The 14,435-nt window shown below is 74.4% G+C and carries 13 protein-coding genes, 1 tRNA gene and 1 riboswitch; of the genes, 5 read left to right on the forward strand and 9 right to left on the reverse strand.

Going from position 1 to position 14,435, the window contains the following annotated elements:
• Positions 1-62: 62 nt before the first annotated feature.
• A tRNA-Arg gene (locus tag FH969_RS10275) sits at positions 63-135 on the forward strand.
• Positions 136-150: 15 nt separating this feature from the next.
• Here the strand turns inward: FH969_RS10275 and FH969_RS10280 are convergent.
• From FH969_RS10280 to FH969_RS15795, 4 genes are all read right to left on the reverse strand, one after another.
• Positions 151-1,095, reverse strand: coding sequence for a universal stress protein (locus tag FH969_RS10280; protein ID WP_108718123.1), 945 nt, complete (start codon positions 1,093-1,095; stop codon positions 151-153).
• Positions 1,096-1,247: 152 nt separating this feature from the next.
• Positions 1,248-2,018, reverse strand: coding sequence for a C40 family peptidase (locus tag FH969_RS15275; protein WP_108718124.1), 771 nt, complete (start codon positions 2,016-2,018; stop codon positions 1,248-1,250).
• Between the two features lie 72 nt (positions 2,019-2,090).
• A riboswitch (cyclic di-AMP (ydaO/yuaA leader) is annotated at positions 2,091-2,235 on the reverse strand.
• A 329-nt stretch (positions 2,236-2,564) separates the two neighbouring features.
• Positions 2,565-3,251, reverse strand: coding sequence for an iron-dependent transcriptional repressor DtxR (locus tag FH969_RS10290; protein ID WP_108718125.1), 687 nt, complete (start codon positions 3,249-3,251; stop codon positions 2,565-2,567).
• Positions 3,248-3,505: a hypothetical protein gene (locus FH969_RS15795; protein WP_234417810.1), complete on the reverse strand. Its 258-nt coding sequence runs from the start codon at positions 3,503-3,505 to the stop codon at positions 3,248-3,250. Before FH969_RS15795 ends, FH969_RS10290 begins: the two co-directional genes overlap by 4 nt.
• 1 nt (position 3,506) lies before the next feature.
• Between FH969_RS15795 and serC the strand changes: the two genes are divergently transcribed.
• Entirely contained in the window at positions 3,507-4,616 is a 1,110-nt protein-coding gene (serC, locus tag FH969_RS10295; protein WP_246071859.1) for a phosphoserine transaminase, read from the forward strand.
• Between the two features lie 48 nt (positions 4,617-4,664).
• On the opposite strand, the gene FH969_RS10300 is transcribed toward serC, so the two are convergent.
• Both FH969_RS10300 and FH969_RS10305 read right to left on the reverse strand, forming a co-directional pair.
• Positions 4,665-5,945 carry an MFS transporter gene (locus tag FH969_RS10300; protein ID WP_139987180.1) on the reverse strand — a complete coding sequence of 427 codons (1,281 nt, stop codon included), beginning with the start codon at positions 5,943-5,945 and terminating at the stop codon, positions 4,665-4,667.
• 7 nt (positions 5,946-5,952) lie between these two features.
• A complete protein-coding gene (locus FH969_RS10305; RefSeq protein WP_234417811.1) occupies positions 5,953-6,408 on the reverse strand; it encodes a MarR family winged helix-turn-helix transcriptional regulator in 456 nt (151 codons plus the stop codon).
• A gap of 102 nt (positions 6,409-6,510) precedes the next feature.
• On the opposite strand from FH969_RS10305, the gene FH969_RS10310 reads away from it, so the two are divergent.
• Positions 6,511-7,086 (forward strand): arsenate reductase/protein-tyrosine-phosphatase family protein, encoded by a 576-nt coding sequence (locus tag FH969_RS10310; RefSeq protein ID WP_139987181.1) that lies wholly within the window; start codon positions 6,511-6,513, stop codon positions 7,084-7,086.
• A 115-nt stretch (positions 7,087-7,201) separates the two neighbouring features.
• Here FH969_RS10310 and FH969_RS10315 read toward each other — a convergent pair whose 3' ends face one another.
• The 3 genes from FH969_RS10315 to FH969_RS10325 form a co-directional block, all read right to left on the reverse strand.
• Positions 7,202-8,608 carry a sugar transferase gene (locus FH969_RS10315; protein WP_180359759.1) on the reverse strand — a complete coding sequence of 469 codons (1,407 nt, stop codon included), beginning with the start codon at positions 8,606-8,608 and terminating at the stop codon, positions 7,202-7,204.
• 277 nt (positions 8,609-8,885) lie between these two features.
• On the reverse strand, positions 8,886-9,713 hold the full coding sequence (locus FH969_RS10320; RefSeq protein ID WP_108718130.1) for a DUF3027 domain-containing protein: 828 nt from the start codon (positions 9,711-9,713) through the stop codon (positions 8,886-8,888).
• Positions 9,713-10,096 carry a cold-shock protein gene (locus tag FH969_RS10325; protein WP_108718131.1) on the reverse strand — a complete coding sequence of 128 codons (384 nt, stop codon included), beginning with the start codon at positions 10,094-10,096 and terminating at the stop codon, positions 9,713-9,715. The genes FH969_RS10320 and FH969_RS10325 overlap by 1 nt, the downstream gene beginning before the upstream one ends.
• A gap of 100 nt (positions 10,097-10,196) precedes the next feature.
• Here FH969_RS10325 and FH969_RS10330 point away from each other — a divergent pair, with 100 nt between their 5' ends.
• A complete protein-coding gene (locus FH969_RS10330) occupies positions 10,197-12,578 on the forward strand; it encodes a helicase-associated domain-containing protein (protein ID WP_180359760.1) in 2,382 nt (793 codons plus the stop codon).
• 48 nt (positions 12,579-12,626) lie between these two features.
• Positions 12,627-14,306 (forward strand): DNA repair helicase XPB, encoded by a 1,680-nt coding sequence (locus tag FH969_RS10335; RefSeq protein ID WP_139987184.1) that lies wholly within the window; start codon positions 12,627-12,629, stop codon positions 14,304-14,306.
• The last annotated feature ends 129 nt before the right edge of the window (positions 14,307-14,435 follow it).

Raw genomic sequence — 14,435 nt, forward strand, 5'->3', positions numbered from 1 at the left:
GCGCGCCGTCCCGGCCCTCGGACGCCCGGTAGGCTGGTCGCCGCCGGTGCAGCCCGGTCCCCGCCCTCGTAGCTCAGGGGATAGAGCAACCGCCTCCTAAGCGGTAGGTCGCGCGTTCGATTCGCGCCGGGGGCACCCAGAGCCCCGCCCTCACCGCGTCCACGGCGGCCGCACGGGCGAGAAGTCCTCCTCCTTGTCCAGGCGCACCGGCACGACCAGCACGGGGCACGACGCGTGGTGCAGCACAGACTGGCTCGTGGAGCCGAGCAGCATCCCGGTGAACCCGCCCCGCCCGCGCGAGCCCACGACGACGAGGTCGACCGCGGTGGAGAACTCCGTGAGCAGCGCGGCGCCGGTCCCGTCCATCGCGTGCATCGAGACGGAGATCCCGGCATCCCGCGCCGCCTCGTCAACCGTGACCTTGAGGCCTGCCTCGACGTCCGCGAGGATCTGGCCGCGGTCCACCGCCGACGGCAGCCACGGGAGGATGCTCGAGCCCTGGCTGATCGGGACGGCCGCGACCACGGTGAGCTCGGCGCCCCAGAGCGTCGCCTCGGCGACCGCGTGCTGCAGCGCGACCCGGGCGCTCTGCGAGCCGTCGACGCCGACCACGATCTTGCGCGGCGGGCGGACGGGCGTGTCGCCCTCGCCGCCGTCCTTGGTGCGGTGCGGCACCACGACGACCGGGCAGTGCGCGTGCGCCGGCAGGGCGCTGGACACCGTGCCGAGCAGCCGGTCGGTGAAGCCGCCGCCGCCGCGCGTGCCCACGACGGCGAGCCCCGCGTTCGAGGTCGCGGCGATGAGCGCGCCCGCGGCGTCACCGGTCTCGAGGTCGGCGCTGACCTCGACCCCCCGGTCGGAGACCTGCGCGACGGCGGCGTCGAGCGCGGCCTGGGCGCTGTCACGGATCGCGGTGTCGTCCAGGGCGGCGTACCCGCCGTCGATGGACGCCGCAGTGAACGAGGGCAAGGAGTAGGAGCAGAGCACCCGCAGCGACCAGCTGCGCCGGACCGCCTCCTGGAGCGCCCACTCGAGAGACTGGGCGCTGGCCCGGGACCCGTCGACGCCGACGAGCACCTCCGGGGTGTGCGTCATCGCGTCTCACCCCCTTCGCTCGGTGATGACTCGACCCTAGCCCGCACCGGCGGGGTTGTCAGGGCATCCCCACGCGGTGCCACGCGTGGTCACCCCACGCGAAGGCGCCCCGGACCGCGAAGGTCCGGGGCGCCGTCGTGCGTGGGCTGGTGTCAGCCGAGAACGCGGATGTACTGCGGGCTCGTCATGTAGACCGGGCCGGCCTTGAGCGGCGTGCCCGGGCTGCGGGCAGCGATGTGCTGGCCGTCGCCGAGGTAGATGCCGATGTGGCCGGGCTGGTAGATGAGGTCACCGGCGCGGGCCTCGGAGGCGGAGACGCGGTAGCCAGCCGCCGCCTGGGCCGAGGACGTGCGCGGGAGCGAGACGCCGACCTGCGCGAACACGTACTGCAGGAAGCCCGAGCAGTCGAAGCCGGACGGGCTCGCGCCGCCGGAGACGTACGGGGTGCCGATGTACTTGAACGCCTCGGCGACGACGGCGGAGGCGAGGCTCCCGTCGATCGCGGGGGCGGCGCTCACGGTCTCGGCCTCGGCGCTGTCGGCCGCCGCGGTCGCGGTGTCCTCGTTGGTGGTCGTGCGCGTCGTGGCCTGGGTGGCCGTCCGGGTGCGCGACGTGGTGACGGTGCGGACGACGGGCGGGGGGGGCGGCGGGGGCGGCGGGGCCTCCGCCGTCACGGTCGCGGCGGTGATGCCGAGGTCGGTGCCGGCGTCCACGGTCACCGTGGACTGGGTGCCGGCGCGCTCGATCTGCTCAGCGCTCAGTGTCGTGGACTTGGTGCTCGGAGCCTTGATCGTGTCGGGCTGTCCGGACGGGGAAGCCTGGGCCACGGCGGCACCGCCGAGGACGAGACCCGTGGACGTGAGAGCGACGACGGCGGTGCGGCCGAGGTTGCCGGGAATGCTGCTCGCAACGTTCGACGCCATGACGTCGAGAGCGGTCGTGGGTCGGGCTGAAGCCCGGTGGCGGCCGCGCGTGATCACCTGGGTCAAGTCGTGTTCCTCCTACGCCTGCGAGGTGAGCTGTCGGGTCGGGCTGGAGTGCACCCGGCTCCCGCCTCTCGGTGGGAGCTTCACCCCAAGGACCCCGGCGTGGCCGGAGCCCGTAGAACGGTGGGTCCCCCGTCCCTGCCTTGGGTAGGCTCCCCGGTCGCGGTGGCAGGGCTCGGCGTGCCGCGCGGGTCTCCCTCGGAAGAGGGATGCGGGGACTGTAACTGATCCCCGAGCGCGATGTCACGTTTTGGTCACGGTGACCCGCACCCAGTTTGGTCAAGTGCGACCAAAAGTACGTCCTGGCAGGTCAAGTCTCGTTCAACGGTCCAACAAAAGGCGAGGTCAGAAGGCTGTGGGCAACCCCACAGACACGATCTCCGGGCCTTGCCGGCGCGTGTGGATCGACCCCGCCGACGCGGCGCGCGCGGCAGCGGAGGAGGCCGACCCCGCCCGCGCGCCCGTCACATGCGGGGCTGACCCTCAGACCTCGACGAAGACGTGCCGCGCGAGCTCGGACGGGAGGTCGAGCACGATCTCGGACCCCTCCGCCTGGAGCGAGAGCGTCGCAGGCTCCCGGGTCACGGTCACGCGGGCACCGGGCAGCACCGCGGACTCCTCGAACCGGCGCAGCAGCTCGACGTCGACCTGCAGCGGCTCGCCGATCCGACGCACCGTGAACTGGTTCTCCCCGGCGGTCACCGCGGCGAGCAGGGACGTCACGCCGGCGAGGAACGGCTCGGCTCGCTTCTCCCCCAGCTCGTCCAGGCCCGGGATCGGGTTGCCGTAGGGGTCGTGGTCGGGGTGCCCGAGCAGGGTGATGAGGCGTGCCTCGACCTCGCCGCTCATCACGTGCTCCCACCGGCACGCCTCCTCGTGCACGCGCGGCCACTCCAGACCGATCACGTCCGTGAGCAGGCGCTCGGCGAGCCGGTGCTTGCGCATGACGTGCATGGCGCGCGCGTGTCCGGTTCGGGTGAGCTCCAGGTGACGGTCGTCGGTCACCACCACCAGGTCGTCCCGCTCCATGCGGGCCACGGTCTGGGACACGGTGGGACCCGAGTGACCCAGGCGCTCCGCGATGCGAGCCCGCAGCGGGACGATGCCCTCCTCGAGCAGCTCGTAGATCGTCTTGAGGTACATCTCGGTCGTGTCGATGAGGTCGCTCACCCTTCGCCCCTTCGCTCGCGGCTTTCCAGAGACCACCCTATGCCGAACGGCGGGTGCGCAAGGATGGGGGCCGTGTTCACGCCCTCGCCCACCGAACCCGTCGAACCGCCCGCGCCCGCGTCGGCCACCGAGCCGAGCTCTGCGGCGCCGAACACTGCGGCGCCGAGCTCTGCCGTGCCGAGCTCTGCCGTGCCGAGCTCTTCCGTGCCGAGCTCTGCGGTGCCGAGCCCCGCCGCTCGCACCGCCCCGGCCACGATCGTGATCCCACCGTCCCTGCTGCCCGCCGACGGGCGGTTCGGCAGCGGCCCGTCCAGGGTGCGCCCCGCGCAGGTCGAGGCGCTGGCCGCGGTCGGCAGCACCGTGCTGGGCACCTCGCACCGTCAGGCACCGGTGCGCGATCTGGTGCGCCGCGCGCGCGAGGGCCTGGCGCAGCTGCTCGGGGCACCCGACGGGCACGAGGTGGTGCTCGGGAACGGGGGAAGCACGAGCTTCTGGGACGCGGCCACGTTCTCCCTGGTCCGCAGCCGTGCGCACCACGCGGTGCACGGGGAGTTCTCCGGCAAGTTCGCGGCTGCGACGACGGCCGCGCCGTTCCTCGAGCCGTCCGAGGTGGTGCGCGCCGAGCCCGGCACGCTCGCCGTGCCCGACCCGAGCGACGCCGTCGACGTCGTGGCCTGGGCCCACAACGAGACCTCCACGGGAGTCGTCTCGCCCGTCCGTCGCCCGCCGGGCGCGCCGGCCGACGCCCTGACGCTGGTGGACGCCACCTCGATCGCGGGCGCCGCCGTCGTGGATCTCACGCAGGCGGACGCCTACTACTTCGCGCCGCAGAAGGTGTTCGGGTCCGACGGCGGGCTGTGGCTCGCCGTCGTCTCCCCCGCCGCGGTGGACCGGATCGGCGAGATCGCCGCCTCGGGCCGGTGGATCCCCGAGTCGCTCTCGCTCGATGTCGCCCTCACGAACTCACGACTGGACCAGACGCTCAACACCCCGGCCATCGCCACGCTCGTGCTGCTCGTGGAGCAGGTGGAGTGGTTCCTCGACCACGGCGGCCTGGACTGGGCGGCGCAGCGCTCGCGCCGCAGCACCGATCACGTGTACGCGTGGGCGCAGGCTCGGGAGTGGGCCACGCCGTTCGTCGTCAACCCCGCGCACCGCTCGCCCGTCGTCGCGACGGTCGACCTCGTCCCCGAGGTGGACGCCACTGCCGTGATCCGCGCGCTGCGGGACAACGGCGTGCTGGACGTGTTCCCCTACCGCAAGCTCGGCCGCAACCAGCTGCGGATCGGGGCCTTCCCCGCCGTCGAGCCCGAGGACGTCGAGGCGCTCACCGCATGCGTCGACTTCGTGGTCGAGCGCCTCTGAGCCCGGCCGACGGCGGAGCGGGCACGCCGGGGTGGGACGCGCCGGGCGTCAGACCGCGCGGCCCATCCGGTCGGCGTCGCTCAGCACGAGCACGTGCGGCGAGGGGGTGCGCACGTACCGCAGCTCGACGTGCCACGCGCGCCGAGCCCAGGCGATCCCGAGGACCGCGATCAGGATCGTGGCGATCGCGCCGATGCCGATGCTCCACCGCGCTCCGAACGCCTCCCCCACCCAGCCGACGACGGGCGAGCCGATCGGCGTCGTGCCCATGAGCACCATGAGGTAGAGGCTCATGACCCGGCCGCGCATCTCGGGAGCGGTCGAGGTCTGCACGTAGGCGTTCGCGGACGCGAGCATCGTGAGCGAGCAGAACCCCACCGGGATGGCCGCGAGCGCGTACGTCCAGTACGTCGGAGCGATCGCCATGAGGGCGCTGGCGAGGCCGAACCCGAGCGCCGCGCCGAGGATGTACCGCACCCGCGGCTGCGACCGCCGCGCCGCCATGAGCGCGCCGGCGAGCGACCCGATCGCGAGGACCGAGCCGAGCAGGCCGTAGTTCGCGGCGCCCTGGTCGAAGACCGTGACGGCCATCATCGCCGACGTCAGCTGGAAGTTGAGCCCGAGCGCGCTGACCACGCCCACCACGGCCATGATGAGCAGGATGTCGCTGCGAGCGCCGACGTAGCGCATCCCCTCGCGCACCTTCCCCTTGCTCCGCTCGGCGTGCGGGAGCGGGTGCAGGTCGCGGGTGCGCATGAGCATGAGCGCCCCGACGGTGAACGCGAACGACGCGGCGTTCACCACGAACACCCAGCCCGGCCCGACGGCCGCGATGGTGAGGCCGGCGACGGCGGGACCCACCAGCCGTGCCGCGTTGAACGACGCGCTGTTGAGCCCGACGGCGTTCGGCAGCGAGGACTGCGGCACGAGCTCGGCCACGAAGGTCTGCCGGACGGGGTTGTCGACCGCGGCGACGACGCCCAGCACGAACGCGAACGCCCACACGTGCCACAGCTGCGCGGACCCGCTCAGCACGAGGGCGCCGAGTCCCAGCGCGAGCGCGCCCATCGCACCCTGGGTGACCATGAGCAGCCCGCGGCGCGGCAGGCGGTCGGCGAGGAGTCCGCCGTACGGCCCGAGCAGCAGCGCGGGCAGGAACTGCAGCGCCGTGACGATCCCCACGGCGATCCCCGAGTTGTCCGAGAGGTCCGTGAGGACCACCCAGTCCTGGGCGATGCGCTGCATCCACGTCCCGACGTTCGCGACGAGCGCGCCGGCGAACCAGAGCCGGTAGGCGGGGAACTTGAGGGAGTCGAAGGTCGTGCTCACGAGCTGCTCACCGGGCGGAGATCCTCCTCAGGATGTCGGCGGCGCGCGCGAGCGCGTCCCGTTCGTCGGGGCTGAGCGCGCCGAGGCGCTGCGTCAGCCATGCGTTGCGGCGACGTCGGGTCGCGGCGATCACCGCTGTGCCCTCGTCGCTGATCCGGACGAGCACCTGCCGGCCGTCGTCCGGGTGCGGACGGCGCTCCACGAGACCGGCGGTCTCGAGCGCGGCGACCGTGCGCGTCATCGACGGCGCGGAGACGCACTCGAGCTCTGCGAGGTCCGACGGCGTGCACTCGCCCTCGCAGCTCAGGTGCGCCAGCACGGAGTACTGCGACTCCGTGACACCGCCCGCGCGCTCGGCGCGCAGGCGGCGGGACGTCATGAGCACGGCGCGTCGAAGGTTCGACACGAGCTCGGCGTTGGTCTCCCGGGGCTGGCGGGGCTGACCGGAGGACTGTGCGGGCACGACCTGAAGTCTACCACTTAGTTAGCGTAAGCAACGATCGGCGCGGTCGCTCGGAGTGCGGACGGCCGCGCAGCCACGGTTGCCTCGCCCTAGGCTGCCCCCGTGCGCCGCTCCCGTCCGACCACGCACGTGCTGGTCGTCTGCACGGGCAACATCTGCCGCTCACCGGCCGCCGAGGTGCTGCTCGCGCACGCGCTCGGCCCCGGCGTCTCCGTCCGGTCCGCCGGCACGCAGGCCGTCGTCGGCGCCCCCGTCGAGCCCGCGATGGCCGCACTGCTGGCCGCCGACGGTCTCGACGCCGGCGGCTTCCGCGCCCGCCAGCTGCACCGCGACCAGATCGAGGAGGCGCACGTCATCCTGGCGATGACGCGCCAGCACCGCTCGCGGGTGGTGAGCGAGGCACCAGGCGCACTGCGTCGCACCTTCACCCTGCGCGAGCTCGTGCGGCTCGCGGGATCCACCGACATCGCGGGCGCCACGCCGCTGGCGGGGTCGACGCCCGGTGCCCGACTGCAGGAGCTCACGCCGCTGGCGCTGCGCGCGAGGCCGCGGTTGCGCGTCCCGGTCGAGGAGGACGACGTCCAGGACCCCTACGGGCGCTCGGCTGCGGTCTACGCGAGCTCCTACGCGACGATCCGTGAGGCGTGCCGACGTCTCGCGGACGTGCTGACGGGCTGAACCGGCTCCCATGAGCGCGCCCCGCCGCTCCGCGGCGGGCGACGCGGAGCGACGGGGCGCATGGGGCACGCCGGCCGGGAGCTGCGCGCAGCCCCCGGCCGACGTGGTCTGTGGGTCAGTACGCCCCTTCGCGGCGTACGACGGCGATCGCGGTGCGTGCGACGATCGCGAGGTCACCGACCGGCGACCAGTTCTCCACGTAGGACAGGTCCAGCCGGAGGCTGTCCTCCCAGGAGAGGTTCGACCGACCGCTGACCTGCCAGAGCCCGGTGATGCCGGGCTTGATGAGCAGGCGCCGGTGGGCGGCGTTGTCGTACTGGGCGACCTCGTTCGGGAGCGGCGGGCGAGGGCCCACCACGCTCATGGAGCCCCGGAGGGTGTTGACGAACTGCGGGAGCTCGTCGAGCGAGTAGGCGCGCAGCACGCGGCCCACGCGGGTCACCCGCGGGTCGGCCTTCATCTTGAACAGCGGTCCCGCGCCCTCGTTCGCCGTCATCAGCTCGGCCTTGACCTGCTCGGCGTCCGTACGCATCGACCGGAACTTGAGCATGTGGAACGGTTCGCCGTTCGTGCCGGTGCGCGTCTGCCGGAAGAACACCGGACCGCCGTCGTCGAGCTTGATCGCGGCGGCGACCACGAGGAACACCGGCGAGAGCACGAGGAGGGCGACGGCGGAGAGCACCACGTCCATGGCGCGCTTCACGACGTAGGACCAGCCCGTGAAACGAGGCAGGCTCACGTGCACGAGCGGGATGCCCGGGATGGGCCGCAGGTGGATGCGAGGCCCCGCGATGTCCGTCAGGCGCGAGGCGAGCACGAGGTCGGCGCGCGTGCGCTCGAGGTCCCAGCTCAGTCGACGCACCGCGTCGGCACCGCCCGGGAGCTCGCCGGCGATGATCACCAGGTCGACGTCCTCGGCGTTGGCCCGGGCCACCAGCGTGCTGCGAGCCGCCTGCGCGACGTCGTCCGCGGAGTCCACGTAGTAGGCGAACTCCGGGGCGATGCCCGCAGCACTGGTGCGGCGCAGCTCGCGCTGCACGCGGTGCACGTCCTCCAGGCGCCCGACGACGAGAGCCCTGTCCTGGAAGCGCCCTTCGCTCCGCGCGTGCCGCAGGTACTGGCGCATCACCCAGCGGTTCGCCACCACGAGCACGATGCCCAGCGGCAGCGCCACGAGGAAGTACTGCCGCGACAGCGTGACCTGAAGCAGGTAGGCGACGATCGCGGCGTTGCCGAACGTGAGCAGCGTCGCGCTCGCGGCCCGGTGGTACTCCACCAGGCCCTGCGCCAGGATCGTCGACTGCCTCGACCGGTTGGCGGCCAGGCTGATCATCCAGACCAGCCCGATGAGCAGTCCCACCTGCTCGTACCCGACCGTCGCACTGTCGGCGGAGGACCACACCCGTGGGTTCGTGTCACCGAACCGGATGAAGTACGCCGCCACCAGCGTGACGCCGATCGCGACGGCATCGCCGACTGTGATCAGTGCCTTGACGCGCCCGTACCAGGCCGTCGAGTGCACACGCTGCCCTGCGGCAGCCGTTTCCCCTTCATCAACGCGGCTACGACGATCCGCACGCACGGCCCCATCCGTGAACGTGTCGGTAGTCGATCGCGGCGTTGGCTCAACCCCAAGAGCCATCCCGCTCCCCTTCCCCCACGGGGGAGGTTAGCCGACTTTTGCGTGAACAGTGAAACGAATCGGATAACGGAACGGTAACGGAAGCGGTCCGGCCCCGCGGCGGACGCCGGACGGGCGCGCGTCGTCGCGCACAGAGCCCGCACGGGCCGCCGTCGGGTCAGCCCGGCGTCACGTCCACCTGGAAGTCGTCCACGACCGGGGACGTGGTCTTCCAGTCCCCGCCCGAGCGCGGACCGTCGGTCTCACTGTGCGCACCGCAGCCGTGGTCGAAGGAGACGACCTTGCCGTCGTCCGGGGACCACTCGTTGACGCACACGCCGAACATCGACCCGAGCACCCCGGTCAGCGGGACGAGGAAGCCGCAGGTCTCGCAGCCCTCCTTGGACCCGCGCGCGCCGGCGGACGTCCCGCCGCGGTCACCCGCCGCCCACCGGGTGGCCGCCGCCTCGAGAGTCGCGCGGGTCGGCACACGCTCGCGCCACAGGCCGAGATCCTCGATCGCCACCTGGTCGGTGGCCACGTCGCCCGTGGGCCGGTAGCCGGTCTCCAGGCGCGGGTCGTCGGCGTCGTACGGGAGCGCGTCGGTGGCGCCGAGGTCACCCGGCGCGAGCCGCTCCGCCCACGGCACCCAGGCCGGCGCGAGCAGCGCCTCGTCACCGGGCAGCAGCTCGACCTCGCACACCGTCACGTGCCGGGACCGCGAGATGCGGGCGACCGTCACGGTCCAGTGCCAGCCGCGGTAGCCCGGCGCCGTGGTGGCGAAGCGATGGCTGCCGAGACGCTCGCCGTCGTCGGTGTAGCCCAGGTGCGCACCGACGTCGTCGCCACCGGACACCTCCAGCGCCGCCTCGCGCGCGAGGTCGACGGCGGCCGCGAGGACGGCGTCACGCTTCGCGGCCCGGACCGTCCTGGCGGACCTCGCCGGCGTCTCGGCGTCCACGACGACGTCCGCCTCGGCGACCGCGCCCTCGACCTCGGTGTCCATCACGCGTCGAGCTCGTCCGCGACGGCGCGCATCGCCTTGGCGAGGCGGCCGGAGAACTCGCGCTCGGGGTAGCGCCCCTTGCGCAGCGAGGCGCCGGCGCGGTCGAGGAGCTTGATGAGGTCCTCCACCACGGGCGCCATGTCCTCGGCGTCGCGACGCTGGGCGCGCACGACGGACGGGGTCGGGTCGAGCACGGTGACGGCGAGCGCCTGCGGCCCCTTGCGGCCGTCCGCGACGCCGTAGTCGACGCGCAGGCCGGGCTTGGGCGCGGTGACCTCCGCCGGCAGCGCCGAGGCGTGCAGGAACACCTGCGAACCGTCGTCGCCGGCGATGAAGCCGAATCCACGATCGACGTCGAAGAACTTGATCTTGCCAGTAGGCACGGGTTGGTCCACCTCTGAGCGGGGCGCTTGTCTGGGCAGTCCATCCTACCTGTCGGTGGCCTCGGTCGGAGGCTCCACGTGGTTCGTTACCGTGAACCCAATGTCGACCTCGCTGTCCGCCGCGGCGCTCGAGACGTGGCCGGACCACGCGCTCGCAGCACTGCTGCACGCGCGGCCGGATCTGCTCAGCCCGCTTCCCGGCACGCTCACGTCGCTGGCCGCTCGCGCCGCGACCGAGCGCTCGGCGCGGCTCGCCGTCGCGCGACTGGACACCCCGACGCTCGCCGTGCTGGACGCGGTCGTGGCGCTCGACGCGCTCGAGGGCGACGTCACCGCTGAGCGGGTCTCGACGGCGTCCGGGCTGGCCGTCGACGTCGTCGACGCCGCGCTGGCGCACCTCGCCGCCCTCGCCCTCGTCGTCGCCCGGCCGGGGGCCGGCGCCCCTGCAGCCACCGCGCCGGCCACCTGGCGCCCGAGCGCAGGCGTGCCCCAGGCGCGCGCACCCTTCCCGGCGGGGCTCGCCGTCGGGCACGTCCCCACCGCGACCTCCGCGACGTCCGCGACACCTGCGACGCCCGACGGCGAGCCGGCGGTCGGCCCCTCGGCTCGCCTGCTCCTGGACCGCCTCGCGTGGGACGGCCCCGTGGGGACGCTGCCGGAGGCGGGGTCCGCCGCTGCGGACGCGGTCGGCGAGCTGCTCGCCGCCGGCCTCATCGTCCCGCAGGGGGCGGAGGCCGTCCTCGTGCCCGGAGCGGTCGCGCTCGCCGCCCGCGGCGGGCGCACCCACCGCGGCGTCCCCGGGGCGCCGCCGCTGCCGTCGGCGCACGTGATCGACCCGGACTCCGTCACGGCCGAGGCCGGCCGCGCCGCGCTGGACCTCGCCCGCCACCTCGCGGACCTGCTCGAGGCGTGGTCGGAGCACCCGGCTCCGGCGCTGCGCTCCGGCGGCGTCGGCATCCGGGAGATGCGCCGGACGCGCCTCGCCCTCGACGTGCCCGAGGAGCGCGCGAACCTCCTCGTCGAACTCGCCGCCGCCACCGGGGCCGTCGGGCGGCTCGTGGAGCTCGAGGGGACGTTCTGGGTCCCGGTCGCGACCCACGAGCGGCCGCAGCTCTCGGCGGGCGCCGCGGACGCGCGGGGCGGCGACGGCGTCGGCGGCGTCGGCGGCCCCGAGCGCGCCGTCGACCCGGCCGTCGCCTGGGCGGAGGCCGTCCTCGCGTGGTGGGCGAGCCCGCGCGCGTTCGCGCTCGTCGGGACCACAGCGCCCGACGGCGCCCGCCGGGCTCCCCTCGAGCCGGGCCTGGACCGCGGGTGGGCGTCCGACCTGCGGGCCAGGGTCCTCGCGGCCCTCGCCGCGTGGCCGGCGGGCGCCGCACCCGACGCCGAGGCCGTCGTCGCGCACGTGGCCTGGTCGACCCCCGCCGCTCCCCCACCGGTCTGGGCGGTGGCGAGCGTCCTGGCCGAGGCCGAGGTGCTCGGGCTGACGGGCGCCGGCGCGCTCGCCGGGACCGGGCGGGCGCTGCTCGCCGTCGGGCCCCCGTCCGCGGACGACCCCGAGGCGGCGCTCGGCGCGCTGGCCGACGCGCTGCGGAACCTCCTGCCGCCGCCAGTCGAGGAGATGCTCGTCCAGGCGGACCTCACCGCCGTCGTGCCCGGGCGACCCGCCCCGGAGCTGGCGGCGCTGCTGGACGCGAGCGCCGAGACCGAGTCACGCGGCGGGGCGCTGACCGTCCGCTTCACGACCGCGTCGCTCGCACGCGCGATCGCCGCCGGGCACGACGCGGAGGACCTGCTGGCGCGGCTCGCCGCGTTCTCCCGCACCCCGCTGCCCCAGCCGCTGGAGTACGCGGTGCGCGAGGCGCAGCGCCGGCACGGCGGCCTGCGCGCCGGCTCGGCCGCGGCGTACCTGCGGGCCGAGGACCCCACGGTCCTGGCGGTGCTGCTCGGCGAGCCGGGGCTCGGCCTGCGCCTGATCGCCCCGACCGTCGCGGTCTCCCCCGTGCCGGCCGGACGGCTGGCGCAGCTGCTGCGCGCCCTCGGGCGACCGGTGCTCGTCGAGGGGCCGGACGGGGACGTCGTCGACGTCGCGGGGCGGCCCCGCGCGTCCCGCCCGGTCGCGGGCCTCGTCGTCGAGCACGGCCCGGTGCGCGGGGCGCGCGAGGTGCGCGGGTCGCCCGAGGTGCACGACGGCGAGCGGGACCTGGCCGAGGCCGTCGCGCGGCTGCGGCACGGGCAGGCGCGCGCCAGCGCGGGTGAGCGGGACGCGGCCGACCTGCTCGGCCGGCTCCGCGAGGCGGCGAGGGCGGGCGCGGAGGTGATGCTCGCCGTCGCCGGTCCGTCCGGGCGCGTGGGCCACCGGCGGGTGATCCCGCTGCGGGTGCGCGACGGCGTCGTGATCGCGCGCGACCTGGCGCGCGAGACGGACCTGACGGTCGCGGTGCACCGCGTCGTCGCCGTCGAGCCGGTGCCGCCGGCCGGCTGACCCACCGCCCGCCTCGGGGCCGGCCCGATCACCTGAGAGACTGGTCGGATGCCCGACGGCCCCCTGATCGTCCAGTCCGACAAGACGCTGCTGCTCGAGGTCGACCACCCGCTCGCGGGCGAGGCGCGCCGCGCCGTCGCCCCGTTCGCCGAGCTGGAGCGCGCGCCGGAGCACGTGCACACGTACCGCCTCACCCCGCTCGGGCTCTGGAACGCGCGCGCCGCGGGGCACGACGCCGAGCAGGTCGTCGACGCGCTCGTGCGGTTCTCGCGCTACCCCGTGCCGCACGCGCTGCTCGTCGACGTCGCCGAGACGATGTCGCGCTACGGCCGTCTGCAGCTGCTGCCCGACCCCGCGCACGGGCTCGTCCTGCACGCGCTCGACCGCGCGGTGCTCGAGGAGGTGCTGCGGTCCAGGCGGACCGCCGGGCTCGTCGGGGCGCGGCTGGACGACACGACCGTCGTCGTCCACCCCTCCCAGCGCGGCCACCTCAAGCAGGTGCTGCTCAAGCTCGGCTGGCCCGCGGAGGACCTCGCGGGGTACGTCGACGGCGAGGCGCACCCGATCGCGCTCGCCGAGGCCGGCACCGGTCCGGACGGCGCGGGCGCGTGGTCCCTGCGGCCGTACCAGCGCGAGGCCGTGGAGTCGTTCTGGCACGGTGGCAGCGGCGTCGTCGTGCTGCCGTGCGGTGCCGGCAAGACCCTCGTCGGCGCGGGCGCGATGGCGCAGGCGTCCGCGACGACGCTCATCCTCGTGACCAACACCGTCTCCGCGCGGCAGTGGCGCGACGAGCTGGTCCGGCGCACCACCCTCACCGAGGACGAGATCGGCGAGTACTCCGGCGCCCGCAAGGAGATCCGGCCCGTCACGATCGCGACGTACCAGGTGCTCACCACGAAGCGGAAGGGCGCCTACCCGCACCTGGAGCTGCTCGACGCGCGGGACTGGGGGCTCGTCGTCTACGACGAGGTGCACCTCCTGCCCGCCCCGATCTTCCGGATGACCGCGGACCTGCAGGCTCGCCGTCGGCTCGGGCTGACGGCGACGCTCGTGCGCGAGGACGGCCGCGAGGACGAGGTGTTCTCGCTCATCGGGCCGAAGCGGTACGACGCACCGTGGAAGGACATCGAGGCGCAGGGCTACATCGCCCCCGCCTCGTGCGTCGAGGTTCGGCTCTCGCTGCCCGAACCGATGCGGATGGTCTACGCGACGGCCGAACCGGAGGACCGCTACCGGCTCGCGGCGACGGCGCCGGGCAAGATCGACGTCGTCCGCGCGCTCCTCGCGCGCCACCCGGGCGAGCAGACGCTCGTCATCGGGCAGTACCTCGACCAGCTGGACGAGCTCGCCGAGTCCCTCGACGCCCCGGTCATCACGGGCGCCACGACCGTGACGCAGCGGCAGAAGCTGTTCGACGCGTTCCGCGCCGGCGAGGTGCCCGTGCTCGTCGTCTCGAAGGTAGCGAACTTCTCCGTCGACCTGCCGGAGGCGGCCGTCGCGATCCAGGTGTCCGGCGCGTTCGGGTCACGCCAGGAGGAGGCGCAGCGTCTGGGCCGCCTGCTGCGCCCCAAGGGCGACGGACGCGAGGCGCACTTCTACGCCGTCGTGGTCCGGGACACGGTCGACGCCGACTTCGCGGCGCACCGCCAGCGGTTCCTCGCCGAGCAGGGCTACTCCTACCGGATCGTGGACGCCGAGGACCTGGGCGCGCTCGACGCCGCGGAGTAGCGCCGGGCCGGCCGTCCGTCAGTGCCCGACGGCGTGCGCCACCCCCGGGCCGCGCCCGCCGTCACACCCGAGGACGCCACCGCCCCCCAGCCGCGCCGACCGTCACACCCGACACCCCGTGTGACGCTC

The sequence above is a fragment of the Miniimonas arenae genome, assembly GCF_006351005.1.
In the GTDB taxonomy this organism is placed as follows: Bacteria; Actinomycetota; Actinomycetes; order Actinomycetales; family Beutenbergiaceae; genus Miniimonas; species Miniimonas arenae.

Excerpts from the sequence above, each read along its gene's own strand:
- FH969_RS15275 (WP_108718124.1), bottom strand. The coding sequence starts at position 2,018 with ATGGCGTCGAACGTTGCGAGCAGCATTCCCGGCAACCTCGGCCGCACC.
- FH969_RS10320 (WP_108718130.1), bottom strand. The coding sequence starts at position 9,713 with ATGGACACCGAGGTCGAGGGCGCGGTCGCCGAGGCGGACGTCGTCGTG.
- FH969_RS10280 (WP_108718123.1), bottom strand. The coding sequence starts at position 1,095 with ATGACGCACACCCCGGAGGTGCTCGTCGGCGTCGACGGGTCCCGGGCC.
- FH969_RS10330 (WP_180359760.1), top strand. The coding sequence starts at position 10,197 with ATGTCGACCTCGCTGTCCGCCGCGGCGCTCGAGACGTGGCCGGACCAC.
- FH969_RS10335 (WP_139987184.1), top strand. The coding sequence starts at position 12,627 with ATGCCCGACGGCCCCCTGATCGTCCAGTCCGACAAGACGCTGCTGCTC.